23 protein-coding genes are annotated in these 25,101 nt (G+C 70.4%); 12 read left to right on the top strand and 11 right to left on the bottom strand.

Annotated features, from left to right (window positions below):
• The first annotated feature begins 8 nt into the window (after positions 1–8).
• Positions 9–242 (top strand): integrase core domain-containing protein, encoded by a 234-nt coding sequence (locus ACSJDX_RS01835; protein WP_438353896.1) that lies wholly within the window; start codon positions 9–11, stop codon positions 240–242.
• Positions 243–735: 493 nt separating this feature from the next.
• On the opposite strand, the gene ACSJDX_RS01830 is transcribed toward ACSJDX_RS01835, so the two are convergent.
• Entirely contained in the window at positions 736–1,923 is a 1,188-nt protein-coding gene (locus ACSJDX_RS01830) for a serine/threonine-protein kinase (protein ID WP_438353895.1), read from the bottom strand.
• 96 nt (positions 1,924–2,019) lie between these two features.
• Entirely contained in the window at positions 2,020–2,283 is a 264-nt protein-coding gene (locus tag ACSJDX_RS01825; RefSeq protein WP_438353894.1) for a DUF6458 family protein, read from the bottom strand.
• Between the two features lie 142 nt (positions 2,284–2,425).
• Between ACSJDX_RS01825 and ACSJDX_RS01820 the strand changes: the two genes are divergently transcribed.
• Positions 2,426–3,088: an ArsR family transcriptional regulator gene (locus ACSJDX_RS01820; protein WP_438353893.1), complete on the top strand. Its 663-nt coding sequence runs from the start codon at positions 2,426–2,428 to the stop codon at positions 3,086–3,088.
• Between the two features lie 637 nt (positions 3,089–3,725).
• Here ACSJDX_RS01820 and ACSJDX_RS01815 read toward each other — a convergent pair.
• The gene (locus tag ACSJDX_RS01815) at positions 3,726–4,628 is read right to left on the bottom strand and encodes an SDR family NAD(P)-dependent oxidoreductase (RefSeq protein ID WP_438353892.1); all 903 of its coding nucleotides are present in this window, start codon (positions 4,626–4,628) and stop codon (positions 3,726–3,728) included.
• A 132-nt stretch (positions 4,629–4,760) separates the two neighbouring features.
• Between ACSJDX_RS01815 and speB the strand changes: the two genes are divergently transcribed.
• On the top strand, positions 4,761–5,735 hold the full coding sequence (speB, locus tag ACSJDX_RS01810) for an agmatinase (RefSeq protein ID WP_438353891.1): 975 nt from the start codon (positions 4,761–4,763) through the stop codon (positions 5,733–5,735).
• 20 nt (positions 5,736–5,755) lie between these two features.
• Here the strand turns inward: speB and ACSJDX_RS01805 are convergent, their stop codons facing one another.
• Together ACSJDX_RS01805 and ACSJDX_RS01800 are read right to left on the bottom strand one after the other, a co-directional pair.
• The gene (locus ACSJDX_RS01805) at positions 5,756–6,652 is read right to left on the bottom strand and encodes a universal stress protein (RefSeq protein WP_438353890.1); all 897 of its coding nucleotides are present in this window, start codon (positions 6,650–6,652) and stop codon (positions 5,756–5,758) included.
• On the bottom strand, positions 6,649–8,124 hold the full coding sequence (locus tag ACSJDX_RS01800) for an APC family permease (RefSeq protein ID WP_438353889.1): 1,476 nt from the start codon (positions 8,122–8,124) through the stop codon (positions 6,649–6,651). The genes ACSJDX_RS01805 and ACSJDX_RS01800 overlap by 4 nt, the downstream gene beginning before the upstream one ends.
• A 126-nt stretch (positions 8,125–8,250) precedes the next feature.
• Between ACSJDX_RS01800 and ACSJDX_RS01795 the strand changes: the two genes are divergently transcribed.
• The 4 genes from ACSJDX_RS01795 (at position 8,251) to ACSJDX_RS01780 (ending at position 14,907) form a co-directional block, all read left to right on the top strand.
• Positions 8,251–9,564, top strand: coding sequence for an MFS transporter (locus ACSJDX_RS01795; RefSeq protein WP_438353888.1), 1,314 nt, complete (start codon positions 8,251–8,253; stop codon positions 9,562–9,564).
• Positions 9,565–9,613: 49 nt separating this feature from the next.
• The gene (locus tag ACSJDX_RS01790) at positions 9,614–10,999 is read left to right on the top strand and encodes a pyridoxal phosphate-dependent decarboxylase family protein (RefSeq protein WP_438353887.1); all 1,386 of its coding nucleotides are present in this window, start codon (positions 9,614–9,616) and stop codon (positions 10,997–10,999) included.
• A gap of 83 nt (positions 11,000–11,082) precedes the next feature.
• Positions 11,083–13,512: a zinc dependent phospholipase C family protein gene (locus tag ACSJDX_RS01785; RefSeq protein ID WP_438353886.1), complete on the top strand. Its 2,430-nt coding sequence runs from the start codon at positions 11,083–11,085 to the stop codon at positions 13,510–13,512.
• A 3-nt stretch (positions 13,513–13,515) separates the two neighbouring features.
• Positions 13,516–14,907, top strand: a complete 1,392-nt coding sequence (locus tag ACSJDX_RS01780; protein WP_438353885.1) for a hypothetical protein — start codon at positions 13,516–13,518, stop codon at positions 14,905–14,907.
• 6 nt (positions 14,908–14,913) lie between these two features.
• Here the strand turns inward: ACSJDX_RS01780 and ACSJDX_RS01775 are convergent, their stop codons facing one another.
• A complete protein-coding gene (locus ACSJDX_RS01775; protein ID WP_438353884.1) occupies positions 14,914–16,911 on the bottom strand; it encodes a diguanylate cyclase domain-containing protein in 1,998 nt (665 codons plus the stop codon).
• A gap of 115 nt (positions 16,912–17,026) precedes the next feature.
• On the opposite strand from ACSJDX_RS01775, the gene ACSJDX_RS01770 reads away from it, so the two are divergent.
• The gene (locus ACSJDX_RS01770; RefSeq protein ID WP_438353883.1) at positions 17,027–17,479 is read left to right on the top strand and encodes a MarR family winged helix-turn-helix transcriptional regulator; all 453 of its coding nucleotides are present in this window, start codon (positions 17,027–17,029) and stop codon (positions 17,477–17,479) included.
• Between the two features lie 7 nt (positions 17,480–17,486).
• Here ACSJDX_RS01770 and ACSJDX_RS01765 read toward each other — a convergent pair whose 3' ends face one another.
• Positions 17,487–17,801, bottom strand: coding sequence for a DUF7882 family protein (locus ACSJDX_RS01765; protein WP_438353882.1), 315 nt, complete (start codon positions 17,799–17,801; stop codon positions 17,487–17,489).
• 210 nt (positions 17,802–18,011) lie between these two features.
• Here ACSJDX_RS01765 and ACSJDX_RS01760 point away from each other — a divergent pair, with 210 nt between their 5' ends.
• Positions 18,012–18,338, top strand: a complete 327-nt coding sequence (locus tag ACSJDX_RS01760; protein ID WP_438353881.1) for an ArsR/SmtB family transcription factor — start codon at positions 18,012–18,014, stop codon at positions 18,336–18,338.
• 28 nt (positions 18,339–18,366) lie between these two features.
• Here the strand turns inward: ACSJDX_RS01760 and ACSJDX_RS01755 are convergent, their stop codons facing one another.
• Entirely contained in the window at positions 18,367–19,158 is a 792-nt protein-coding gene (locus tag ACSJDX_RS01755; RefSeq protein ID WP_438353880.1) for an alpha/beta fold hydrolase, read from the bottom strand.
• Positions 19,159–19,285: 127 nt separating this feature from the next.
• On the opposite strand from ACSJDX_RS01755, the gene ACSJDX_RS01750 reads away from it, so the two are divergent.
• Complete coding sequence (locus ACSJDX_RS01750; protein WP_438353879.1) at positions 19,286–20,470, top strand: endonuclease/exonuclease/phosphatase family protein; 1,185 nt, start codon at positions 19,286–19,288, stop codon at positions 20,468–20,470.
• 56 nt (positions 20,471–20,526) lie between these two features.
• Here the strand turns inward: ACSJDX_RS01750 and ACSJDX_RS01745 are convergent, their stop codons facing one another.
• Positions 20,527–21,186 carry an FMN-dependent NADH-azoreductase gene (locus tag ACSJDX_RS01745; RefSeq protein WP_438353878.1) on the bottom strand — a complete coding sequence of 220 codons (660 nt, stop codon included), beginning with the start codon at positions 21,184–21,186 and terminating at the stop codon, positions 20,527–20,529.
• 78 nt (positions 21,187–21,264) lie between these two features.
• Between ACSJDX_RS01745 and ACSJDX_RS01740 the strand changes: the two genes are divergently transcribed.
• Positions 21,265–21,606: a winged helix-turn-helix transcriptional regulator gene (locus ACSJDX_RS01740; protein ID WP_438353877.1), complete on the top strand. Its 342-nt coding sequence runs from the start codon at positions 21,265–21,267 to the stop codon at positions 21,604–21,606.
• A gap of 75 nt (positions 21,607–21,681) precedes the next feature.
• On the opposite strand, the gene ACSJDX_RS01735 is transcribed toward ACSJDX_RS01740, so the two are convergent.
• On the bottom strand, positions 21,682–22,098 hold the full coding sequence (locus ACSJDX_RS01735) for a VOC family protein (protein WP_438353876.1): 417 nt from the start codon (positions 22,096–22,098) through the stop codon (positions 21,682–21,684).
• Between the two features lie 98 nt (positions 22,099–22,196).
• On the opposite strand from ACSJDX_RS01735, the gene ACSJDX_RS01730 reads away from it, so the two are divergent.
• On the top strand, positions 22,197–23,153 hold the full coding sequence (locus tag ACSJDX_RS01730) for a helix-turn-helix transcriptional regulator (protein WP_438353875.1): 957 nt from the start codon (positions 22,197–22,199) through the stop codon (positions 23,151–23,153).
• 37 nt (positions 23,154–23,190) lie between these two features.
• Here the strand turns inward: ACSJDX_RS01730 and ACSJDX_RS01725 are convergent, their stop codons facing one another.
• Positions 23,191–24,825: an FAD-dependent oxidoreductase gene (locus tag ACSJDX_RS01725; protein ID WP_438353874.1), complete on the bottom strand. Its 1,635-nt coding sequence runs from the start codon at positions 24,823–24,825 to the stop codon at positions 23,191–23,193.
• Positions 24,826–25,101: the final 276 nt, after the last annotated feature.

The raw sequence follows: 25,101 nt of genomic DNA, 5'->3' as shown, positions 1-25,101 counted from the left end.
TCGGGTCCGTGGGCGACGCGTATGACAACTCGCTCGCGGAGTCGCAGATTGGGCTCTACAAGTCCGAACTCATCCACCACGACGGCCCTTGGCGGGACATCGACCAGGTCGAAGCGGCAACCGCGTCCTGGGTGCTGTGGTTCTACACGCACCGCACGCACGGCTCCATCGACGACCTCACCCCGCTCGAGATCGAGCAGCTCGACTACGCTCGCATCGAACCGGTCACGAGAGCCGGCTGACACCAGCAACCAGCTCTCCGGACATGCCGGGGCGAGTCAGATCAGATTCCGTTTATTTAGTTAGCGGGAAAGAACTGGGGCCAAAACGGGAAAAGCCTCGCGATGGATGTAGCGCGAGGCTTTTGCTATTTTATCAGGTATTCCCTGGCGCGACCGTAAGGATCGACTACTCTCTCGCGTTCTGGAACCACCGTGAGTCGGATCACAAAGCTGCGCCGGCTCACGGCCGTCACCAGATCCTGGGCGGGTGTCGTTCGTGGCTGCATTCCGATAGCTACGTGACGAACGTGCTGTGGGCGGTTGACGGCTCGCGGAGAGCTTTCGCGAGTGTCGACCGAAGCGCTCACTGCTTGTCGACGCCGCCCGCTGAGCGATCGTCAGCCTGAACGAATCGCTGAGAATCGGTCATTCTGAGACCCGTCGCAGACGCGATTTGAGACAGGTTCGCAGCTGTCAGCGTTCGGTACGTGCACGATCCTCGTCGTCGATGAGCTCAGCGGCCCTTCCCGTTTCCGTTGTTGTTCCCGGGGCCCTTGTTCGGGTTGCCGGGCGGTACAGGGGCGGGGTCCGAGACAGTCGTGGTTGACGGCTGGGTGATAGCAGACGGCTGTTCCGGAGGGACCGAGCTCGCCGCTGGCGACGGTTCGACGGCAACGGGCGTGGGGGATGACGGCGCGACGGTGGGCAATACCGACCCGATGCCGATAACGAAGATCACGGCCACCGCAGCGGCGACCGCGGACAGGGCAACAATGACTCCCACGCGACCGCGGTTGCGCCGGTCACTAGCGGACGGCTCCTCTACGGTGGCGATGGCTGCGAAGGGTTCGGCCACCAGAGGGAGGGTCGCGACGGTGAGCGGCGCCGTTTCCGGGATGGCCGCCTTCTCTCGCGCGCTGAGGCGGGCAGCCCGACGTAGTCCCAGCCCTGAGTTCAGGCTCGTCGCACGCACTGCGACTTCGTCAGCTGTGGGACGTGCAACTGGGTCGATGGACGTCATGGCAGATAGCAGCGACTCCCACCGATCACCGAGGTCCGCGGGGATGGGTGGCTGTCGTGCGAGCCTGGCGAGGATTGTTTCCTGCAGCGACCCTTCGCCGAAGGGGTGCAGTCGAGTCAGTGCTTCGAGCGCGAGGAGCCCGAGGGCGTAGATGTCCGACGCGGGGATCGGAGCTTCGCCACGGACCTGCTCTGGCGCCAGATACGCGGCAGTCCCGATCACGGTGCCAGGGGAAGTTAACCGGGTCGCGTCGATGAGGTGCGCGACGCCGAAGTCCGCGAGCACCGCTTCGAAAGGGTGGGCACCGCCTCGAGCGGGCCGAAGCAGCACGTTGGACGGTTTGATGTCGCGGTGAACTACGCCGGCAGCGTGGACGACGGCGAGTGCTGCCGCCAGTTGTTGCAGGATGGCGGCGACCTGGGTCGCCGCCATCTCTGCATCGTCGATCTGGTGACGCAGGGTAGGTCCCTGAATCAACTCCATGACGAGGAAAGCGTGGTCGCCGTGCGCGACGTGGGCGTCGTAGAGGGTGACTATTGAGGGGTGGTTCAGCGAGGCGAGGACGGTGGCTTCTGACACTCGGCGGGCAGCGTCAGCTTCGTGGGAAGCGTCGGTGAAAAACAGCTTCACCGCGACGTCGCGCGCGAGTACCTCGTCACGGGCTCGGTACCCGCGTCCCATGCCACCCGCTCCGATGCGCTCAACGAGGCGGTATCGCCCGCCGAGCAATTCGCCGGTGTGCGGGAGCGATGCCCCCAATAGGTCAGTCATCGGAAGTTAGACCAGCGGTTCGCCGTTGTCCGTGGTGCGGCGCGTGGTGACCTGTTCGCCGTTCACGGGGTCGACCGCAGTACGCGACGTGGACACGGTCGACCGGCGGCGCATCACGAACACCAGGCTGAGCAGGAAAACTACGACTCCGGCGATCATCAGGATGTACCCGATGAGGCTGAGGTTCACGAAACCGCCGAGATCGACGTTGACGGCGAACGCCAGAATCGCGCCGATGACGAACAGAGCAATGCCACTTCCAATTCCCACGAGAGAGTCCTCCAATTAGGGGGGCCAAAACCCCTGTTAGGCTCACCTAACAGGGGCCCGCCGCTTGTTCAAGGTCAGTCAAACTCTATTGAGTGAGCGGGATGGGCGGTGGGGCTGGAACGACGGGCCGCGGGGGTGCATAATGTCGGACTTGGAACGCCGGGCGTCTGCCTTCGCCGCACTCGCTGACCCTCGTCGCCTGGAGATCGTCGACCTGCTTGCCGTCGGTGACCTCGCGCCGAGCGAAATCGCCACCCGATTGAAAATGCCCTCCAACCTCGTCGCCTTTCACCTGGGCGTGCTTGAGCAACGAGAGATCGTGCGTCGCTCCCGTTCCGAGGCAGATGGGCGGCGCAACTACGTGCGGCTTCGACCCGAAGCGCTCCTCACACTCGCGTCAGAACCAGTGGCTGTGACAGGTCGCGTCGTGTTCGTCTGCACTGCCAACTCGGCCCGGTCTCAGCTCGCTGCCGCGATCTGGGCATCACATAGCGACATCCCGACCGCATCGGCAGGGACGAAGCCCGGGGCAGAGGTGAACCCGGGAGCTCTCGCCGCGGCCCAACGAATCGGATTGACCATCCCCACGGACGCTCGCCCGGAAGCTCTCGCCGCGGTGTACCAGCCGGGGGATTACCTCATCAGCGTGTGCGACCACGCACACGAGGGACTTCACGGTCGAGATGACGCGCACTGGTCGGTCCCCGATCCCGCGATCGCGGGGACCCCTGCCGCGTTCGATACGGCGGCAACCGATCTCCGCACTCGCATCGCTCGGGTCGCTCCACGCCTCACCGCGGCTTAGCCCGCCTGACGTGTTGCCGGGTGACTGAAGCACCCGAAGCCTGATCGACTCGCGAATGCGGCCACTAAGCCCGAGAACGTGGCGTCTTCCACAACGATGCCAGCATCCACATGCCAGCATCGGAAGTATGTGCGCTGGGTCCTGTAGTGCCTTGCGCTACTGAACTGATCGCGGGCCGCAAGCCGGACAGGTTTCCGACCCATCGCGAACTGGCGTCCTGACCAAGCCTAGGTTTCCGATCAGCGAGCGTCCTGGTTGCGCATGCGGAACCACAGACTGAGTCTCCGCGGTCTCGCCAAGCGGGAAGAGCGCGGGAAAGGTTTGGCGAGGTTGAGTTGCGCGCTGGTGACCTACCGTGACTCTTGAATGTTGATTTCTTGCAAGTTTGAGACCTGTCGGTACCCCGGAGACCTAGTCGGGCAAGAGTTCAAATCCCACCGTCACCGCCACGTCGAAGCCCCGCGAACCCCTTGGAAACACTGGAATCGCGGGGCTTCTTTCATGCCCGAGGCAGGATGCACGCGAAAGCGTGGGAGGCCGCCTTCAGAGACCGACCTCGCGCGGCCCGGCGCCGCGCACAACGACCGCCCGATCGATTGGCGAGGGCTGGTTCGTCGCGTCTCTCTACCGCCGTGCGTCACAACCCGGCGAGCAGCGCACGCGTCTCTGCGACGACGCGATCCTGGAACGCCGGATCCTGCACCTGCTTCGAGCCGACCATGGGATGTCCGTTCTCGTCGAAGTAGACGCCTGTGCCCGTCGTCTCGCTGGTGAGCACCTTCGAGATCACCTTGGCGGCCCTTCTCGGCGTCGTGTAGTGCGGCATCACCTGCAGCAGCGGTGCGACCACCTTGCTGATCGCGACGAATGCCGGCCCCATGTCCCGCGCGAGATCGGATCCCGGGTTCACCCCCGGTTCGATCGCGTTGAAGCGGAGCCGCGGGTACTCGCGCGCGAAGGCCAGCGCTGTCGCGAGGGGTGCCTGCTTCGTCGTGGCGTAGGCATCCGCACCTGGCATCTTCGAGCCGCCGGGCGAGAGCCACTCGCCGCGCGCGCTCGCCTCGGCAGAGATGTAGCGGCCGCCGCGGAATCCCGCCCGTACGGCGATCCTGCGCGCCGGGTCCTCCACGGCGGACACGACGAACAGCACGTTCGCCGCATCAGGCAGGACCGGCAGAAGCGCCGTCGTCAGCGCGAACGGACCGAGGTGGTTGGTGGCGAACGCGGTGTCCCATCCCTGCGCCGACGTGGAAGGAGTGGAGGGGAAGATGCCGGCGTTGTTGAGCAGGCCCCCGATCGTGAGGCCCGAGGAAACGATCTGCTCGGCGGCGCCGCGCGCACGGGTGACATCGGAGAGGTCGGCTACGACCGTGACGGCGCGCCCGCCCTTCGATACGATCTCGGCGCGCACCGCGTCGAGCTTGGACGCGTTGCGGCCCACGAGCACGACCGTGCCATGCGCGGCGAGTTCGAGTGCAGTGCGGTAACCGATGCCGGATGTGGGGCCGGTGATGACCCAGGCCTTCGTGGAAGCTGTCATGCTCCGAGCCTCCGCCTACCGCGCGAGATCAGCCATTGGTGCGATTGTCGTAGGACTGGCAGGGCCAGGACGCGACCGCGCGGGACGGGCGGGTCCCGACCCCGAGGGACCGTGACGCGAAGGAGTCGAGACATGGATGCCGAGCACCCCGTCATCGGGCAGAGGGAGACCTCCGACCTGCCGCGCTACGCGGGCATCGCGACCTTCGCGCTCCTGCCGCGCGCGGAGGATGTCGCGCACGCCGACATCGCGGTCGTCGGGATCGCGTTCGACTCCGGAACGAGCTTCCGACCGGGCGCGCGGTTCGGACCGGCGCACATCCGGGAGAACTCGCGGCAGCTGCATCCGTATCACCAGTTCCACCGATCGTTCCCGTTCCGCGATGCGCAGGTCGTCGACGCGGGCGACTTCGGGGTGGGCCCGTACGACATCGAAGCGGCGGTCGCGGCCATCGATCAGCAGGCGCGCGCGCTCGCAGACGCGGGCACGAGGATCGTCGCGCTCGGGGGCGATCACACGATCGCGCTGCCGCTGCTGCGCGCCGCCGCCGCGCAGCACGGCCCACTCGCGGTCATCCACTTCGATGCGCACCTCGACACGTGGGACGTGCTGCACGGTGCGACGCTCTGGCACGGGTCGCCGTTCCGCCGTGCCGCGGAGGAGGGGCTCCTCGACCTCGACCACTGCCAGCACGTCGGGACGCGCGGGGGCGTGTACGACCCGAGCGAGCTCGACGACGACCGCCGGGCGGGATTCGAGATCATCCGCAGCGAGGAGTTCGCCGAGCGCACCGCGGACAGCATCGCGGAGCAGATCGTCCGCCGGGTCGGCGACGCGCCGGTCTACATCTCGGTCGACATCGACGTGCTCGACCCCGCCCACGCACCGGGGACGGGCACGCCCGAGGTCGCCGGGCTCAGCACTCGGGAGCTGTTCGCGGTGCTGCGGCGACTGCGCGGCCTGGACATCGTCGGCGCGGATGTCGTCGAGATGGCGCCCGCCTACGACCACGCCGGTGTGACCGGGCTCGCAGCGGCCCACACCGCATGGGAGCTGCTGTCGCTGATCAGCCTGGCGATGATCACGCCTGACACGACGACCGAGTGAGGTCGCCCGGGCGTCCTCGACTACCCGACCGATGACCCGGGCACGATGATGACCGGCACCGGAGCGTGCCGGATGATCTTCGAGGCGCTCGAGCCGAGGAACACCTGCGCCAGGCGGTGCGACGATGACGAACCGAGCACCAGCACGTCACCGGCATCCCACTCGATCGATCCCACCGCGGCGGCCCAGTCGGCGCCGCCCGCGATCTGCAGCTCCAGGTCATCGTCGTCGAACCCCAGGGATCGGAGGGTCGCCTTCGCCTCGGACTGCGCCTGCGCGGCCTGACCCGCCCACAGATCGATGACCTGCGTCTCGGCATGGGTGACGTCGCTGGTGACCGGACGTCGTGTCGGGCTCATGAGGAAGGTGACGACGCGCAGCCGCGCCGACGCGCGCTGGGCGATCTCGGCCACGCGCGACAGCAGCGACCAGCTCGCATCGTCGTCGCGGAACGCGACCGTCACGCGCGACACCGCCGACGTCGAGCGGTAGTCGCGTGGTGCGATGGCGACGGGCACCGTCGAGGAGTGCATCAGCCGATCCGTCTTGGAGGTGAGTCGGATGCCGCCGGCCCGTGCATCGCTGCCCGAGCCGACCACGAGCATCCGCGCGTCGCGTGCGGCCGCCTCCTCGATGAGCGTCTGCGGCACCGACCTGCCGTGCACCCAGACGGCCGTGCCGTCCACCTCCGGATGCGCCGCGAGGTCGCCGGCGGCCCGCTCCGCGCTCTCGGCGCCGACACCGCCCGCCCACTGCCGGAACTCCCGATCGGTTCCGGCCGCGGCGGGAGTGCCCCAGCTCTGCGGCACGACCGAGACGGCCACTACCCGCTCGGGGATCGCGCGTGCCAGCTGGCAGGCGAGTTCGATCGCGCCGCCGTCGCTCTCGTGCGGGCCGTAGCCCACGACGTAGGTCATCGCTCGTCCTCGGGGTGGATGGGCTCGGCGATCTCCTCATCGGTCGAGTAGTGGCTGAGCGTCGCGTGCTTCCGCCCGTAGAAAAGGTAGAAGAGGAAGACGAGGGCGAGCCAGCTGACGCAGATGACCCACGTGATCGGGCGCAGGCTGGTGAGCACGTACACGCACACGATCACCGTCAGGATCGGCACCACGGGATACAGGGGAACCTTGAACGGGCGCTCCAGATCCGGGCGACGGCGCCGCAGCACGATCAGCGAGATCGCCACGACGCTGAACGCGACCAGTGTTCCGAACGAGACGCTGTCCCACAGGTACTCCGACGGGACGAAGCCCGCGACGATCGCCACGAGGACGGACACGACGACCGTGTTGAACACCGGCGTGCCGTGCTTCGCGCTGACCTTGAGGAACCGCTTCGAGACCATTCCGTCGCGCGCGATCGAGAACAGGATGCGCGTCTGGCCGTAGAGCGTGACGAGGGTGACGGAGAAGACCGAGATGACGGCGCCCGCGGCGAGGATCGTCGCCCAGATCGGCGTGCCCGTCACGAGCTCCATGATCTTCGCGAGTCCGGCCTCGCCCGCCTCGGGGGTGGAGAACCATTCGACCGGCTGCGCCGCCAGGCCGGCGATGGCTACCAGCACGTAGAAGACGGTGACGATGAGCAGGGCGCCGATGATCGCGCGGGGGATCGCCTTCTGCGGGTTCTTGACCTCCTCGCTGGCGGTCGCGATGGCGTCGAGGCCGATATAGGAGAAGAAGATGACTCCGGCGGCGCCGCTGATCCCGGATGCCTGGGCGAAGAAGTTCGAGAAGTGGTCGGCCGTGAAGGCCGAGAACCCGATGACGATGAACATCGCGAGGACGGCCAGCTTGATGCAGACCATGACGGCGTTGATCGTCGCGGACTCGGAGGCGCCGCGGATGAGCAGCAGCATGCACAGCACGACGAGGATGATGGCGGGGAGGTTCACGATCCCGCCGGTGGCGGCGCCGTCGCTGCCCGGGACGAAGGATGCCGAGAGCTCGGGCGGAAGCTGGAACCCGAAGAGCTGGTGCAGCAGCTCGTTGAAGTAGCCGCTCCATCCGACGGCGACGGCCGAGACCGCCACGCCGTACTCGAGGAGCACGCAGCCTCCCACGAGCACCGCGGCGCCCTCGCCGAGCGAGTGGTAGGTGAACGAGTAGCTGGAGCCGCTCACCGGGATCGATGACGAGAGCTCTGCGTAGCAGAGCGCCGCCAGACCGGCCGCGACGGCGGCGAGGATGAACGAGAGGATGACGGCGGGTCCGGCAATCGGGATCGATTCGCTCAGCACGAAGAAGATGCCGGTGCCGATCGTGGCGCCCACCCCGAACATCATCAGCTGGAACGTGCCCAGGTTGCGCGTGAGCTCTTCGCCCTGATGATGCTTCTGCTGGAAGATGATCGGCTTGCGTCGGAGCAGCTGCTTGCCGAGAGCGGTCATATCGGACTCCCACCGGTCATCCTCGATCCACAGCCACGAGGGTTGCCCAAGTCTGGTGGGATCGCCGATGGGTGGCAAGACCCGGTTTCCTGCGGCATCCCGCTTCTGCGGCCCTACGCTGATCTCGTGCCCGACACCTCGCCCCCCGCTCCGTCGAGCGAGGGTCGTCGCGGCGCGGTGCGTGCGGCGGTGTTCGGATCGTTCCCGAACCTCGTGCAGTGGTACAACCTCTACGTCTACGCGACGTTCGCCCCGTACTTCCGCACCGAGTTCTTCGACGCGTCCGACAGCGGGTCGCTCGTCTACGTGTACGCGATCTTCGCCCTCACCTTCGTGATGCGGCCGTTCGGGTCGTGGCTGTTCGGACGCCTCGCCGACCGTCGCGGGCGTCGGTTCGCGCTGGTCGCGGCCGTGCTGCTGATGTCGGCCGGCTCTCTCGCTCTCGCCCTCAGCCCCACCGCAGGGACGGTGGGCGCGTGGGCGGCCGTGATCCTCCTCGTGGTCGGGCTCGTGCAGGGCGTCGCGACCGGGGGCGAGTACGGCGTCTCGGCGGTGTACCTGTCCGAGACCGCCACCGCGGGACGCCGCGGGTTCTTCTCCTCGTTCCAGGCCGCCACGATCGTCGGAGGGCAGGTGCTGGCGCAGGCGGTCCTGCTCGTGCTCCTCACTCTCGGCGATCGCGCTGACGTGTCGGCATGGGGCTGGCGGGCGGCGTTCGCGCTCGGCGCCGTCGGCGGACTCGCGACCCTGTGGTGGGCGCATCGGCGGGGGGATGCCGCACCACGGCGCGCGGCGGCATCCGCGACCCTCCGCGACCTGCTCCGCCGCAGGCCGCGGCAGCTGCTGTGGGTCATCCTCATGACCGCGGGCGGTACGGCGGCGTTCTACACCGACACCGTCACCCTGCCGACGATCTCGCGGGCCGCGGCGGGCGCATCGGGAGGGCCGGCGGCCGAGCAGGCGGCGACGGCGGTCGTGCTCGGTGCCCTCGTGCTCCTGATGGTGCTCCAGCCGATCGGTGGTGCGCTCAGCGATCGGATCGGCCCCAAGCCTCTGCTGGTGTTCTTCGGGGTGGGCGGGCTGCTCACCACCGGGGCCGCGATCCTGCTGACGCCGGTGCTCGCCGCGCCGGCCGCGCTGTTCGCGCTCCTGGCCGCCGTGTTCACGGTGCTCACGGGCTACCTGTCGGTCAACACGGTGGCCAAGACCGAGGCCTTCCCCGCCGACCTGCGCGCGTTGGGCGTGGGTTTCGGCTACGCCGTGGCCAACTCGCTGTTCGGCGGCACCGCGCCGATGATCTACCACGCGTCGGCAGGCTCGCCGTGGGTGTTCCCGACGTACGTCACGGTGCTGATCGCGGTCAGCCTCGCCGCGTACCTCGCGATGCCGCGCCGCTCGCGTGTGGCGGCCACGGCGCGAGCCGCCTCGACCTCCGGCTGAGGGCCGCCGGGTGGCTCGCCTCGCCGAGCACCGCTATATCCTGGCCGACATGTCTGATCAGGCCGCGGCCGCCCGCATGCACGAGACGTCCGCCGAGTCCACGGCCACCGTCGATGTCGTCCTCGACTACGCCCGGCGGCGCGCGCTGTTCGAGGACGTGCCGCTCGACGAGCCGCGGGCGCGGGAGGAGCTCGAGCGCGTGGCCTCCGGGTCGATCACCGACGGGGGGATCGGGGCGCAGCGGGCCATCGATCTGTTCGAGCACGTGCTGGCGCCGGCGTGCATCACGACCGACCATCCCGGATACCTGTCGTTCATCCCCTCCGCGCCGACCAAGGCCGCACTGTCGTTCGACACCGTGGTCTCGGCGTCGTCGGTGTACGGCGGGTCGTGGATGGAGGGCGCCGGGGCGGTCTTCGCCGAGAACGAGGTGCTGCACTGGCTCGCCCACGAGTTCGGTCTCCCCGCGGCGGCCGGCGGCGTCTTCGTGCAGGGCGGCACGATCGGCAACCTCTCCGCCCTCGTGGCCGCCCGCGACCGGGCGCGGCGTCGGCACCGCGAGGCCGGGACGCGCGCTCCGGAGCGGTGGGTCGTGGTGTGCAGCTCCGAGGCGCACTCGTCGATCGCCTCGGCGGCCGACATCATGGACGTCGACGTGCGCACGGCCGCGGCCGGCGCCGACGGTCGCCTGAGCGGCGACGCGGTCGCCGCGGTGCTCGACGAGTGCGGCGACGCCGTCTTCGCGGTGGTCGCCACGGGAGGCACGACCAACTTCGGCATCGTCGACGACATCGCCTCGATCGCCGAGCTGACCCGCGCGCGCGACGTGTGGCTGCACATCGACGGGGCGTACGGTCTCGCCGCGATGCTCGTGCCGCGCACCCGCGGGCTGTTCGACGGCGTGCAGCACGCGGACTCCGTCATCGTCGACCCGCACAAGTGGCTGTTCGCGCCGTTCGACGCGTGCGCGCTGCTGTACCGCGACCCGGCCGGGGCGCGGGCGGCGCACACGCAGCGGGCCGAGTACCTCGACCACCTCACCGACAAGCCCGACTGGAACCCGTCGGATCTCGCCGTGCAGCTCACCCGCCGTGCGCGCGGACTGCCGCTGTGGTTCTCGCTGGCCACCCACGGCACCCAGCAGTACCGCGACGCGGTCGAGCACGGCATCGTGCTGGCCCGCGACATCGCCGACGAGATCGCCCGCCGCCCCGCGCTCGGCCTCGTGCGCGAGCCGCAGCTGTCGGTCGTGGTGTTCCGGCGCGAGGGGTGGACGCTGGCCGACTACCAGGACTGGTCGGATCGCCTGCTCGAATCGCAGAAGGGGTTCGTCGTGCCCTCCTCGCACGCGGGGGAGCCCGTTTTGCGGTTCGCGATCATCAGCCCGATGACGACGATGGGGCTGCTCGTGGAGATCCTCGACACCCTGGAGTGACGCGCCCGGGCCGGATGTATCAGCGGCCCCGCGCTCCCCTCTGCACCGGTGACGAGGAACTCGTCCGGAGCGAGGAGGCCGCGATGCCCGGCTGGTATGTCCATCTCGAGGCGGCGCACGACACCGCCCGGAAACTGCGCGACGGCGATGTCCCGGCCGGGTTCCCGGTCTCGGCCGCCCGGGCGCAGGAGATAGGCGAGCACTGCCACACGTGGCGCAACTACCTCGCGCTCGGGTCGCTCGGCCCCGACGTGTTCTACATGCTCCCCGACTTCAAGAACACCACCGGCCAGGTGATCCGGCAGGTGGTGCAGTGGGCGCTCGACGTGTGGGAGGTCGTGGACTCCGAGTTCGTGGCGAAGTGGGAGAAGTGGATCGATCCGATCTCCACGAACAACTCGCAGCTCGCCTCGCAGCTGACCGGCGGACTGTCCACGCAGCTGGCCCAGGTGCTCGACGAGCTCACCTCGGCGATCATGTCGGCCTTCAAGGGTCTGCTCGCCGAGATGGGCGACTGGTTCGGCGTGCTCACGTCCGGGGTGCCGCAGGCCTTCGGTGACGACGCCTTCTACTGGTCGGACATGTTCCACTACCGCCGCACCTACCAGTTCCCGTACGTGCTGTTCCGCCAGGCGCAGGACGCGCTGGCCGCGGCATCCACCGAGGAGGAGCGGATGGATGCGCAGGCGCGCATCGCCTTCGCCGTCGGCTGGCTGTCGCACTGCGCGACGGATGTCACGGGTCACCCGTTCACGAACGCGAAGTCGGGCGGGCCCTACCGCGACCACTGGCAGCGGCACCACCTCGTCGAGAACCACATGGACTCCGAGAACTACGGCGCCCGCCACCCCGGCCCGCTCTACGGGGAGTACGGCACGTCGGCGCTGCACTTCCGCGTGGCGTTCCGCCACCGCACCGACGCGCCCTACAACGGCCGCGACGACGCACCGGCCTACGACTACTGGTCGGGCTTCCCCGCCTACGACGACGGCGACGGCCCGACACCCACTTCGCACCGCCGCGCCTTCTTCGACCTCGACACGGGGCCGCTGCCGAGTCACCTCGTCGAGGGGCTCCTCGATGCGATGCGCGACGTGTACGGCGCCGACGGTCCGCACATCCTGCTGCAGGATCCGGCGTTCTCGGCGACCGATCCGCTCACCGGGCAGCCGGACGGGCGGCCCAACGAGGCGGCGATGGCCGAGATGTGGGAGATCGTCTACCGCTACATGAAGATGTCGAGCTCCGACGCGATCAGCCTGCGCCTGCCGCCGCCGCCCGACGTGTTCACCGACCACTCGTTCCCCACGCCTCCGGGCGGCGGCGGATCGGGGATCGACGACGACCCGTCGCGCGGCGCCGACGTGGACGACGACGACTCGTTCACGCTGCTCGACCTGCTGCTGGCGCTGTTCGCGTGGATCGTCTACATCGCGCAGGTGATCGTCTGGCTGGCCACGATCCTGCCCAGCCTCATCGTCGACATCACCACGTTCCCGGCCCGCGAGGTCATCTACTGGGCCGTCATCGTCCCAGCGTGGAACCTCTACCTGCTGGCCCGCCGGGCGCTGGTCATGTCGGGGTTCGCGATGCCCAAGCCGGCGGAGATCAACCCGGGGCTCACGACGCTGGGCCGGGAGGGCACGTACGACATCGGCTCGGCGCTGGACGACCCGTTCGGGATGCCGAGCGCGCCGCCGCCGATCACCGAGCCGTCCGGCCGGCTGCACGCCATCGACCCGCACGGCATCGACCGCGCCTACCCGCGGGGCATCGTGCGCGATCTGCCCTCGGCCATCAGCCGCCCCGACCTCACCGGCGCCCTCGGGCTCACGCAGCCGCTGCGCTACCTCGCCGATGCGCCCGGTGACGAGTTCAAGGCATCGGAATGGATCGCGCCGTGGCGCTACCCGCTCACGAACCAGGCGGGCGCGGGGGTCGCGCAGGAGGGCGCCGGCACCCACGTCGGACCGTACGTCGTCGGCGACCGCTCCACGATCCTGCTGTCGGGGGTGGCGGGCCACGACGGGGCCCGCGCCGAGCTCGAGAAGGCCGCGACCCCGGCCGACACCGAGGCCGTGCTCGACGCGCACCTCGTGCTCGATCAGCATCTCGGCGGGCCCGTCGACTACGGCCGCTACCTGGTCGGTCGCATGCTGGCGGATGCTGCGGCATCCCGTGCCGACTTCACGGTGCCCGATTTCAACCTCGACTCGGATCGCGGCTACGCGTGGCACACGTGGGATTGGGATCGCGGCACCACCCGGTGCGTGCCCAAGATCACCGCGGTCGGTTCGGAGGACTTCTCCTATCCGCTGCCGTGCACGTCGCCGCAACTGTTCCACGCCGACACCGACTGCCCGCCGCGTCCGAACCGCTGGTACGACGAGACGCTCGACCTCGCCGTGCACTACGTGCCCGGCCCCGGTCCCGCGACGTGCGTCGACCAGAAGCCGCACGAGCCGAACACCGATCCGAGATGGCGTGAACGCGTGCGCCGGGAGAAGGGCTGAGCCATGCCTCGCGATCACGACGCCCCCGACGAGTTTCCGCCGATCCTGTCGAAGGAGGAGGATGCCGCGCAGCGCGGCGACGATCCGCCCGGTGCGTTCGGGGAGACCAGGCCCGGCGACGGGGATCTCGCGCCGGGATGGACGCCGACGGGCGACACCGCCGCCGCCGCGAAGGAGCTGATCGGCGAGCTCGGCAGGGAGCGCCGCCCGCATCGCGAGGACGTCTACCCCTACCTGCTGGTGCGGGCGCACAGCCCCGGCGACCGGGGTGCGCGCCCCACGTGGCCGAGCATCCCGTGCTGGGAGTCGCCCGACATCCTGCTCATCGACGCCGCCTACACCGGCCCCTTCTCACCGGCGCATCTGGTGGTGAGCCCCACCGCGGGGCGTCGCTACCGGGTGTTCGTGCGGGTCTGGAACCTCGGTCTGCTGCCCGCGGTCGGCGTTCACGTGCGCGCGTGGTTCGTGAACCCCGGCTTCTTCGGCGGCGACCCGGGCAACCCGGCCTACCAGCCGCATCCGATCGGCGGCGCCATGGTGAACCTCGAGGATCGCACCCGCCCCGGCGCGATGCAGGTGGTCGAGCTCGACCGCACGTGGGACATCCCCGCCGACCTCACCGGCCACGAGTGCCTGATGGCGTCGGTGTCGTGCCCTCTCGATCCGTGGGGCGGAGCGCTCGATGCGAACCACGACCGGCACGTCGGCCAGCGCAACCTCGAGGTGCTGGCGGGGCCGGCCGAGGCGAAGTCGCTGCTCTACGGGCTCGGCGGCATGGTGGCCCTCACCGGCACGCTCGAGCTGATCCACGGAGGACCGGCCGTCGTGCCGCTGCTGCGCGGTGCGCTCGGCACCACCCGCACCGAGTTCGGCGGCGTCGCGAAGCTGCGCGCGCCGAAGGCCCTGCGTCGCGGCGTCGCGATGGGGGATGCCGGGGCGCACCTCTTCACGATGTTCCGCACGGGACGCGGATGGCTCGTGGCCGACAGCGCCCGCGTATGGACTCTCGCGCTCGAGCTCGGCATCGTCGACAAGCCGCCCCGGGTGCGCACGCCCGCCGCGGGACGGGTCGCCGACGGCACGCCCGTCGGCGGCAGATCCGTCGAGAAGCCGGCCGCGCCGCCGCATCCGTTCGCCACGCCGCTGGCTACTCGTCGCGTCATCGAGAAGCTCGGTCCCGACAGGTTCGACCGGCTCGGCATCGTGATCGACACCGAGCCCGGCGATGCACTTCTGGAGGGGATGCTGCGGCTCTGGGATCTCCGGGGGCTCGCGGCATCCGATCTCGCCGCCGCGCTCGCCGAGGGCGGACCGTACGCGCACCTGCTGCGCTTCGCGCACACCGATCCGGAGCGCACCGACGCCGGCGGCTACTCCGTCGTGGTGATCGGCTGAGGCCGGCTACGCCGACAGGCGGTTCTTGCCGGCGTCCTTCGCCCGGTACATCGCCTCGTCGGCGAGGCGGAGGAGCTCGGATGCCTCGACCGGCCGGTCTGTGACGGCGATCCCGACCGACGCGGTCACGCGCACCATCGACCCTTCGATCAGCGCCGGTTCGCCGATCGCCTCGAGGATGCGGGTGGCGACGTGGCGGGCGTCGTCGGCGGCCGTCTCACCGCACACCACCACGAACTCGTCGCCGCCGAGCCGCGCGACGGTGTCGCCCGCGCGGGTGACCGACAGGATGCGCTCGCCGACCGTGGCGATGAGGACGTCGCCCACGTCGTGCCCGAACGTGTCGTTGACGGACTTGAAGCCATCGAGGTCGATGAACAGCAGGGTGAGTCCGGCTCCACCGGCGTCGTCGCGCACCGCCGCCTCGAGGCGGTCGAGCATTCCACGGCGATTGGCGAGGCCGGTGAGCGGGTCGTGCAGGGCGAGGTGGGCGAGCTCGGACTCGACGCGCCGCAGCAGCGCGCTCTCGAGATCGCGGGCCAGATCGGATGCCTCGTCCACCAGATCCCCCCAGGCCGGAGCCGTGCCCGAGACGCTGTCGGTCCAGGAGGAGAACGACGTGCGCGGAGACAGGGGGGTGCGCCGGTTGGCGCTGGTCTGGTCGCCCAGCCAGTCGACGCTGCGGGTCACCTCGTGGCGGAAGAACGCGAGGTAGTCGCCCGTGCCGCCCAGCGGCACCATGAGCACACCGGTGACCGACGGGGCGCGTGCAGACAGTGCGGGGTACTCGATGCCGAGCGCGTCGGTGGCCAGGGTCTCGCGCACGGGACTGACGTCGAGGTGCGCGTGGAGGGCCTCGAGCTCCGCGGTCGGCGGGGTGTCGCCGACGACGCGCGTGCGGCCGTTCACGCGCACGGCCGCGCCGTCGCACGGGATGAGGTCGCGCACGGTCACCGGGCCGCGCACCAGTGTGCCGGCGATGTCGTCGATGCGTGCGATGTGCTCGACCAGCTCGGCACGGGTCTTGCGCAGCTGCACCTGCCGTCCCAGCCGCGCGACCTGCTCGAGGGCGTTCAGCTGCAGCGCGAGCTGATTGGCGATCACCTCGATGCCGCGGCGCTGGATGAACGGCAGCCGCCGCACGGTGCGGTGCGCGCACGTGATCATGCCGGTGAGCACGCCGTCGGTGATCATCGAGAACGACACCGTCGCCTCCTGGCCCATGTTGCGCATGAACTGCAGGTGGTGCGGCGAGACGCTGCGGAGCTCTGCGGCGCTGAGATCGAGAGACGACGGGGCGAGCTCTCCGCCGATGGTGAGCACGGCGGATGCCTCGCCCGAAGTGCCGACGATCGCGCGGGAGAGCTTCGTCACGTAGAGCTGTCGCGCCTGCGCGGGGATGTCGGAGGCGGGGAAGTGCAGTCCGGCGTACGACTCCATGTCGTCCGCGCGGTCCTCGGCGAAGACCTCGCCGTGCCCGTCCTCGTGGAAGCGGTAGACCATGACCCGGTCGAACCCGGTCAACGCGCGCAGCTCCCGGGCGGCCTCGTCGCAGAGGCGCCCCACGTCGGTGATCCCGGCCAGTCGGTGGCTGATGGCGTACTGCGCGGCCGCCGACTGCGGCGTCGCGACGCGCTCACGCGGTTCGAACTCGACGATCACCAGTCCGGCGGCCGTGTGCACGATCGCATCGAACACTCCGGACGGATGCTCGAGGGTGAGCGGGTTGGGCGCATGCGGGTCTGCCAGCATCCCTCCCAGGTCCGCCTGGAAGCGCGGAGAGGTGACCTCGCCGAGACCTCGTCCGAGAACGGGTCCGTCGGATCTCAACAGGGCGGGGGCGTTCTCGCTGGCCACTCGCACGTGGAAGGTCGCGGGATCCAGGCCGAGCAGCGCACCGTGCGGCTGGACGGATCCCGGAGTGCGGATGGGCTCCCGTGCGCACTCTTCGAGGCGGCGGAGTTCGGACGCGGTCAGGGCCGCGCGGACCGGTACGTCACTCACCTGGCTCCTTCTTCGCCCGACGCTCGAGTCTCCCACAGCCACCCGCCCGACTGATCAACCCGCTTAATTAGACTGGGCCGATGCAGCCGGCTTTCCGACCCGGAGGGTGAACATCGTGTCCTCACCGCAGGTTTCCTCCGATCACCGTGTCGCGCGGGCCGTCGAGCGCCTGCGCCTGGCCGAGGCCGGACTGGCCCGACGGCGCCAGACCGACTGCGGACCGAGCGAGAACGCCCGCATGGCGATGCGGTACATCCTGGAGCGCGCGGATGCGGGCGAGGAGGTCACCCCGACCGCGATCGCGGAGCACCTCGAGATCTCCACGGCGGCGGTCACCGGCATCCTGGATCGCCTTCACTCCGGCGGCCTGCTCTCGTTCACGGCCAATCCGAGAGACCGGCGCAGCAAGCTCGTCGTGCCGTTCGACCGCTCGGTCGACGCCGACGACATCGATCCGCTGACCGCCGCGATCCGCGACTTCGCCGAGGACATCCCGCCGTCCATCGTCGAGGAGGTCGCGGCGTTCCTGGAGAAGGTCGTCGCCGCCGTCGACGACGAGTGCCGCTGACCGCCGATCACGTCGCACGCGCATCACCGGGACCGGGCTCGGCGACGATCCGCAGCCCCGACGGGGAGGCGGCCTCCCGCATGAGGGCGTCGATCCATTTCGGGTTGAGCGCCGGCTGCCGACTGCCGTAGAAGTGGAACACCAGAGGGACCGGGGGCGCGATCCACAGGGTGCGCGAGCCGAGACCGTCGACCGGCGGCGAGGTGAACATGAACGATTCGCGGCGCCGCAGCTTGTTCATGAAGACGACGCGCAGATGGGCGAGCGTGCGATCGTCGATGTCTAACGATTGGGTGCCGCTGCCGTAAATCAATCGCCCCACGTTTCGAGCGTACAACAGCACTTCACTTAATCATCCACGGGGCGTGGGTTAGCCATCTGCGTTGGGCGTGCTCCCTGATGCGACGGAACGCAACCTTCTGCTGTGCAAAGAAACGCTGATCCTTCCACCACGGATGCCTGCAAGAGTGGCGCGTCTTCCTTCTAGGGTCGGGGTCAGCGGCGATCGCCGCACGCCCGAGGGAGGCCGCTGATGCCCGACCACGAACGACTCGCGCTCATCTTCAAGGCGCTCGCGCACCCGGTGAGGATCGGCATCATCGCCGAGCTCGTCGCGGGGCGCGCCGGAGCGGGCGGCGGTCAGGGGCCCGGAGTCATCGAGCTCGCCGAGCGGGTCGAGATCTCGCGATTCGCGGCATCGTTCCACCTCGAGCAGCTGCGTGAGGCCGGCATCGTCGAGAAGCACCGCATCGGTACGCGATGGGCGCACCGCCTCACCGAGGAGGCCTTCGACGCGGTCGACGACTGGCTCGGCGCGGTGCTGCCCGCTCCCGCACCGCTGGCCGCGGTCGCCAGCTGACCCCCCCCGATGCCGGCAGCGCGGCCGGTCAGCGGGAATCGCGATCGGGGAACCTGTCGCGTACCACCCGCGCGGTCGCTGCCGGGTCGGGACGGTGCATGATCGACTCGGGCACGACCACCAGCTCGGCGCGCGCGAGCTCCCCGGCGAGCCGGTCGGCGGCGGTGACGAGGAACGGGAACGTCTTCGCCCCGCGCAGCACCGTCACGGGCGCCCCGACCTCGCGCATCGCCCGCGTCGGGGTGGACACCTGCCGGGTGAGCCGCGTGTCGTACACCGTCGACGGGCCGAGCGGCGCGACGGCGGCGAACTGATCGCTCGCGCGGAACGCGTCGATCATCTCGTCCGGAAGCCCGACCGCCTCGCGCTGGAACGTCACGACCGCCTCGCCGGGGTCGCCGTCGTCGACGAGGCGCTGCAGGCGGTCGGCCAGATCGGCGGGCGGTTCGTCGTCGCCGAAGCGGAACGGCGGCTCGGAGAGGAACAGCGCCCGCACCGGCACCCCGAGCGACGCGGCATAGAGCGCCAGCACCGCGCCCGACGAATGTCCGAGCACGGCGGCGTCGCCGCCGGCAGCGGCGATCACCGCAGCGAGATCCTCGACCTCGCGCTCCGGTGTCGAGCCGGGCACGTCGCCGCTGTCGCCGCGCGAGCGGCGGTCCCACGCGACCCCGGTGAACCCTTCCGCGGCGAGCGCGTCGGCCAGGGGCGAGGCATCCGCCGCCCGCGACAGGGCACCGTTCACGATCACGACCACCGGGCCCTCGCCCGTGCGGTGGTAGGCGATCGGGGTGCCGTCGGCTGAGGTGGCGAAGTCCATGCGGTCAGGCAACCACGGGCCTGCGACTTCCACAACCGTCGCACGTATCAGCGGCGTCATCCGATGTTCATCACCGATGACGCCGTCGAGGGGCACACTGTCGGCAGGACGGTCCGAAGGAGCAGCCATGACCGGTCAGACGATCCGCATCGCCGCGTACAACGTCGAGAACCTGTTCTCGAGGCCGCGCGCCATGAACCGCCCCGAGCCCGTGGCTGCAGCCGTGCTGGCCGCGCACGCCCGCGTCAACGAGCTGTTCGAGAAGGACGTCTACACCCCGGAGGTGAAGGCCGAGATCCTGCAGCTGCTCGCGGAGCTGAAGCTCCTGAAGGACGACGGGGATGCCACCCGCACCGGCACGTTCGCGCTGCTGCGCCGCATCCGCGGTCGCCTGCTGAAGCGGCCTCAGGGCGACCCGACCGGTGCGGGAGTCACGGTGGTCGCGAACGGGCGGGAGGACTGGACCGGGTGGGTGGAGCTCATCACCGACCGCATCGACGAGCGCGCGATCTCGAACACCGCCCGGGTGATCGAGGAGGTGGGCGCCGACATCGTCGGCATCGTCGAAGCCGAGGATCGCATCACCCTCGCCCGGTTCACCGATTCGCTCCTGCTGGACGCCGACGGAGCCCTTCCGCGGTATCCGCACGTGATGGTGATCGACGGCAACGATCCGCGCGGCATCGACGTCGGCATCCTCTCCACCGGCGTCTATCCGCTGCAGCGCATGCGCTCGCACCTCGACGACGGCCCGTTCGGCGACCGGGTCTTCAGCCGGGACTGCCCGGAGTACTGGTTCGCCTTCCCGTCCGGCACGGCGCTGGAGGGCGAGATGCTCGTCGTGCTGGTGAACCACCTCAAGAGCAAGTTCGGCGGCAACGATCCGTCGAGCATCGCGCGCCGGCGGCGGCAGGCCGAGCGGGTGGCCGAGATCTACCGCGGGATGCGCGCCGGCGGGGTCGACCACGTGGTGGTGCTCGGCGACTTCAACGACACCCCCGACAGCGCGGCGCTGCAGCCGCTGCTGGGCGGCACGGACCTCGTCGACGTCGCGGCGGTGCGGCCGTTCGACGACGGCGACCCGACCGGCGAGCGTCCCGGCACGTTCGGCAACGGGACCGCGTCGGGCAAGATCGACTACCTCCTGCTGTCGCCGTCGCTGTTCGCGCGGGCCACGGGCGGCGGCATCTTCCGCAAGGGGGTGTGGGGCGGGGTGCACGGCACTCTGTTCCCGCACTTCGACACGATCGAGAAGGAGCAGCAGGCGGCCTCGGACCACGCGGCGCTGTGGGTCGACCTCGACCTCGGCTGACGCGGACGACGAAGGGGATGCCTCGGCCCGAGGCATCCCCTTCGTGTCGCTCGGGATCAGGCGGCGGGCCGGCCGCCGCGCGCCTCGGCGAGCTCGCGCCCGGAGCGGCGGGCGCCGGTCTCGGCCTCGGCCTTCAGCTCGGCGGCGACGTCGGAGAACGCGTCGAGCGCCGGGTTGACCCCCACGAGCGTGAACGGGCGCTGCACGACGCGCAGGTCGAGGCCCCAGACGTCCTCGAGCACACGCCGCAGCCACGGCGTGGAGTGGTCCCAGCCGTCCTTCGGGCTGCCCGGGCTGTAGTTTCCGCCGAGCACCGTGACGAGCGTCGCGGGCTTGCCGCGCAGCGCGGTGCCCTGCGGATCGATGCGCGGGTCGGTGTGGGCCACGTCGAACCACGTCTTGAAGTGCTGCGAGACGCCGTAGTTGTACAGCGGGACGGCGAACAGGAGCGCCTCGGCGTTCACGAGCTCGTCGGCCAGCGCCGTGCGCAGGGCGATCGCCTCGTTCTGGGCCGGGGTGCGGTCGCCCTGGGGAGTGAAGCCGCCCGTGACCGTGTTCTGCCACGTCGTGGCCGAGATCGGATCGGCCGCGAGGTCGCGACGCACGACACCCGCATCGGGGTGGGCGGCCGTCCACTGCTCCTCGACCAGGTCGGCGAGGGCCCGGCTGGCGGACGTGGCGGGGAGGATGCTGGCATCCAGGCGGAACAGGGACACGGGAACTCCGATCTGATTCTGGTAGTCGCTAAGAAAAATAGAGCGACTAGGGAGAGCGTAGCACGGTAGAATCAGGGCATGGACGAGCGCGAACACGGGGGCCCCGCGTGCGACGCCGCCGTCGTGCTGGCGTTCTCGATCCTCGGCAAGCGCTGGAACGGGCTCATCGTCGACGTTCTCGGGGGCGGTCCGCGGTCGTTCGTCGCGCTCCGCCGCGCGGTCGACGGCATCAGCGACGCCATGCTGTCCGACCGGCTCACCGAGCTCGCCGACGCCGGACTGATCTCGCGCAGCGTCGAGGCCGGCCCGCCGGTCGCGGTGACGTACGCCCTCACGCCGGCCGGCCAGGACCTCGTGCCGGTCCTGCAGGACCTCGGCCGCTGGGCCTCGGCGAACCTCGCCCTGTCGGTCGAGCACTGACCCGCGGGGCCGCGCGACATCCGTGCACCGCAGGGGATCGCGGCGCCTGCGCGCCGCGATCCCTCGGAGCTCGACTTACGCCGCCGTGAAGGTCGCGTCCACCACCCAGATCACGCCGAACCGGTCGCGGAGCATGCCGTAGAGGGGCGACCATGCGGCCGGACCGAGGTCCTGCAGGATCGTCGAGCCGTCGCGGAGCCGCTCCCACAGTCCGCGGACCTCGTCGGCGTCGTCGCCGCGGAGCGACATGAAGTACGACTCGACGCCCTGGTCGTAGGCGCGCACCCCCGGCACGTCGAACGCCATGACGCGCAGGCCGTCGGCGGCCACCTGGCCCCACATGATCCAGTCGGCCTCGGCCTCGTCGGTGACGGCGTGCGCGTCGCGGTAGGTGATCAGGGCGATCTCGCCGCCGAGCACGCCGTGGTAGAACTCCAGCGCCGCCCGGGCGTCGCCGCGGAAGTTGAGGTGGGGGGTGATGTTGGCGGTCATGGTGGTCTCCTTCGTCGTGCGCCGATCCGTTCGGCTACGACTCATGCTCGTCCTAGAAGCGGCCTTTTCTTGTCCGCTTCTCGACGAGAATGGGAGACATGGCCGGACCCACCGCACGCATGCTCGCGCTGCTCTCGCTGCTGCAGGCGCGGCGCGACTGGCCGGGCGACGTGCTCGCCGAGCGGCTCGAGGTGAGCGCGCGCACCGTACGGCGCGACGTCGATCGGCTGCGCGAGCTCGGCTACCGCGTGCAGGCGGTGAAAGGACCCGACGGCGGCTACCGCCTCGAGGCGGGCAGCGAGCTGCCGCCGCTCCTGTTCGATGACGAGCAGGCGGTCGCCGTCAGCGTGGCGCTGCAGACGGTCTCCGTGTCGGCGCCGGGGATGGGGGACGCCGCGGCGCGCGCCCTCGCGACCGTGCGGCAGGTGATGCCCCAGCGCCTGCGACACGTGGTCGACGGCGTGAGCGTGACGCCCATCCCGCCGACCGAGGCCGTCGCCGCCGCCCCCGAGGCGCTGCGGCGGCTCAGCGCGGCGATCGCGGCGCACGAGACGGTGCGGTTCGGCTACGCGGCGGACGACACGTCGCGCCCGCCGCGACGCATCGAGCCGCACGCCGTCGTGAGCCGGGGCGGGCGCTGGTACGTCGTGGGGTGGCACGTCGACCACGACGAATGGCGGGTGCTCCGTGTCGATCGGATGCTGCTGCACAGCCACACCGGGGCGCGGTTCTCCCCGCGCCCCGTGCCCGGGGGTGACGTGGCCGTGTTCGTCGAGGCCCGGTTCAAGGGGTCGGCGGAGGCGAACGAGTGGCCGTGCCGCGGCACCGCCGTGCTGAACACGGCCGCCGAGCGCATCGCCCCCTACCTGCCCGACGGCGCGGTCGAGGCACGGGGGCCCGACCGCTGCCGCGTGTCGCTGGGCTCGTGGTCGTGGATCGGTCTCGCGGGGTCGTTCGCGCGCTTCGACGCCGACCTCGACGAGGTGTCGCCGCCCGAGCTGGTCGCGGCGTTCCGCGTGCTCGCGCAGCGGTACGCCGCAGCATCCCGCCCCTGAGCGGGGGAACAGATGCCGCGGCATCCGTTCCCCCGGCTCAGCCGGCCAGTGCGCGGTGCACCGAGGCGACGGCGCTGGAGCCCTCGCCGACGGCGGCGGCGACACGCTTCATCGAGCCGCGGCGCACGTCTCCGGCTGCGAACACGCGGGGGATCGACGTCTCGAACGGCAGCGGCTCGCGACCGAGGCGCTGCCACTGCTCCAGCGACTGCGCGGCGATGTCGGTGCCGGTGCGCAGGAACCCGTCGACGTCGCGATCCAGGCCCGCCAGCCAGCCCGTCGCCGGCACCGCGCCGATGAAGCAGAACAGACCGCGGGCATCGACCTCGCCGACGCGGTCGATGCGCACGCGCTCGAGGGAGTCGCCGCCGTCGAGCGCCGTGACCTGCGCCCCGGTGTGCACCTCGATGCGAGGATCCTCCACGAGCCGGTCGACGAGGTACGACGACATCCGGGTGGCGAGATCGTCGCCGCGCGCGACGAGGCGCACGGGGCTGCCGTTGGCGGCGAGGTACAGCGCCGCCTGGCCGGCGGAGTTCGCCCCGCCGACGACCACCACGGGGGCGTCCACGACGTGGCGCAGCTCGAGCTGCGTGGCGGCGTAGAAGATGCCGGCGCCCTCGAAGTCGCTCCAGCGGTCGAGGGGGAGCGTGCGGTAGGCCGCCCCGGAGGTGACCACCGCCGTGCGCGAGCGCAGCACGCGCCCGTCGGTGAGCGTCACGTCGACGCCGCCGTCGACCGGTTGCAGTCGCACGGCCTCGCACGGGGCGTAGACGCGCACGCCGAACTTCAGGGCCTGCAGCGACGCCTGGCCGATGAGGTCGCCGCCGCTCACGCCGAACGGGAAGCCGAGGAAGTTCTCGATGCGGGACGTCGCGGCCGCCTGCCCGCCCGGGGCGACGGCGTCCAGCAGCACGGTGCTGAGACCTTCGGAGGCGCCGTAGATCGCCGCGGCGAGGCCCGCCGGCCCGCCGCCGATCACCACGAGGTCGACGATCTCGTCGGCGTGCGCCTGGTAGCTGAGCCCGAGCCGCTCGGCGACCATGCCGGGAGTGGCCTGCCGGATCGGCTCGCCCTGCACGAACGCGATGGGCAGATCCTCGGCCCGATAGTCGTGGTGTACGAGGTAGGCCGGATCGGTGGGATCGATCTCGACGGCCGAGTGCACCAGGTCGAGGCGCTCGGCGAAGCGGCGCAGCGCCATGAAGTCGTTCGAGTTGCTGCCGCCGATGAACTTGAGCGTGAGGGCGGCCGGGCCCTTGCGCAGCATCTCGCGCCGCGCCCACAGGGCGTGCAGCACGATGTCGCACAGCTCGTCGTCCTCCGCCATGAGCTTGCGCAGCTGCGGGCGGCTGACGCGCAGGATGCGGCTGGGCTCCGTGGTGCGGGCGGACAGGAACGCCCCCTGCCCGTTGAGCAGACCCAGCTCGCCGACGAAGGAGCGCGGTCCCATCGTCGCGATGGTCGCCTCCTCGAGCCACCACAGCGAGTCGCGCACCACCTCCACCGCACCGGTGTCGACGAGGATCAGGTCGTAGTCCGCGTCGCCGGAGCGGAAGACGTACGCGCCCTCGGCGACGTCCTCGGGCACGCCGAACGAGACGAGTCGCGCCCACTGGGCGTCGGTGAGTGCGGGGTTCTGGAGGGGATCGAGGTGCGCGGCATCCTTCACCCTCGAAGGCTACTGACGCGCGGCCCCCCGCGGGCGGAGTTCTCTCAGGGCGATCTACCGCGGGGGCGGCCGATGCGAGGGGATCGGCACCGGACGGGTCGAGCGGGAGCGCTCCTGGGTGCGCGGGGCGGGCGGATTCTCGGGGGCGACCGGGGCGGTGGGGGGTCGCCGGGGAGGTTGGTCGTTCATCATTCGTCTCCTGGACCGCGGATGCCTGGGGGGCGGTCCTCTTCCAGGGTGCGCCCTCCCCGCACCGAGCCGGATGCCCTTGACAAA

Origin of the sequence: Microbacterium fluminis, assembly GCF_051549805.1 — a bacterium.
In the GTDB taxonomy this organism is placed as follows: Bacteria; Actinomycetota; Actinomycetes; order Actinomycetales; family Microbacteriaceae; genus Microbacterium.
The sequence above is the reverse complement of the archived record's forward strand: the minus strand, read 5'-3'. Positions and strand labels throughout refer to the sequence as shown.

What these genes read in the sequence shown, in the direction of transcription:
- ACSJDX_RS01780 (WP_438353885.1), top strand. Translation starts at nt 13,516, where the DNA reads ATGCCTCGCGATCACGACGCCCCCGACGAGTTTCCGCCGATCCTGTCG.
- speB (WP_438353891.1), top strand. Translation starts at nt 4,761, where the DNA reads ATGGATGCCGAGCACCCCGTCATCGGGCAGAGGGAGACCTCCGACCTG.
- ACSJDX_RS01735 (WP_438353876.1), bottom strand. Translation starts at nt 22,098, where the DNA reads ATGACCGCCAACATCACCCCCCACCTCAACTTCCGCGGCGACGCCCGG.
- ACSJDX_RS01755 (WP_438353880.1), bottom strand. Translation starts at nt 19,158, where the DNA reads ATGGACTTCGCCACCTCAGCCGACGGCACCCCGATCGCCTACCACCGC.
- ACSJDX_RS01785 (WP_438353886.1), top strand. Translation starts at nt 11,083, where the DNA reads ATGCCCGGCTGGTATGTCCATCTCGAGGCGGCGCACGACACCGCCCGG.
- ACSJDX_RS01740 (WP_438353877.1), top strand. Translation starts at nt 21,265, where the DNA reads ATGGACGAGCGCGAACACGGGGGCCCCGCGTGCGACGCCGCCGTCGTG.
- ACSJDX_RS01730 (WP_438353875.1), top strand. Translation starts at nt 22,197, where the DNA reads ATGGCCGGACCCACCGCACGCATGCTCGCGCTGCTCTCGCTGCTGCAG.
- ACSJDX_RS01760 (WP_438353881.1), top strand. Translation starts at nt 18,012, where the DNA reads ATGCCCGACCACGAACGACTCGCGCTCATCTTCAAGGCGCTCGCGCAC.
- ACSJDX_RS01820 (WP_438353893.1), top strand. Translation starts at nt 2,426, where the DNA reads ATGTCGGACTTGGAACGCCGGGCGTCTGCCTTCGCCGCACTCGCTGAC.
- ACSJDX_RS01800 (WP_438353889.1), bottom strand. Translation starts at nt 8,124, where the DNA reads ATGACCGCTCTCGGCAAGCAGCTGCTCCGACGCAAGCCGATCATCTTC.
- ACSJDX_RS01750 (WP_438353879.1), top strand. Translation starts at nt 19,286, where the DNA reads ATGACCGGTCAGACGATCCGCATCGCCGCGTACAACGTCGAGAACCTG.
- ACSJDX_RS01805 (WP_438353890.1), bottom strand. Translation starts at nt 6,652, where the DNA reads ATGACCTACGTCGTGGGCTACGGCCCGCACGAGAGCGACGGCGGCGCG.
- ACSJDX_RS01790 (WP_438353887.1), top strand. Translation starts at nt 9,614, where the DNA reads ATGTCTGATCAGGCCGCGGCCGCCCGCATGCACGAGACGTCCGCCGAG.
- ACSJDX_RS01830 (WP_438353895.1), bottom strand. Translation starts at nt 1,923, where the DNA reads ATGGGACGCGGGTACCGAGCCCGTGACGAGGTACTCGCGCGCGACGTC.
- ACSJDX_RS01815 (WP_438353892.1), bottom strand. Translation starts at nt 4,628, where the DNA reads ATGACAGCTTCCACGAAGGCCTGGGTCATCACCGGCCCCACATCCGGC.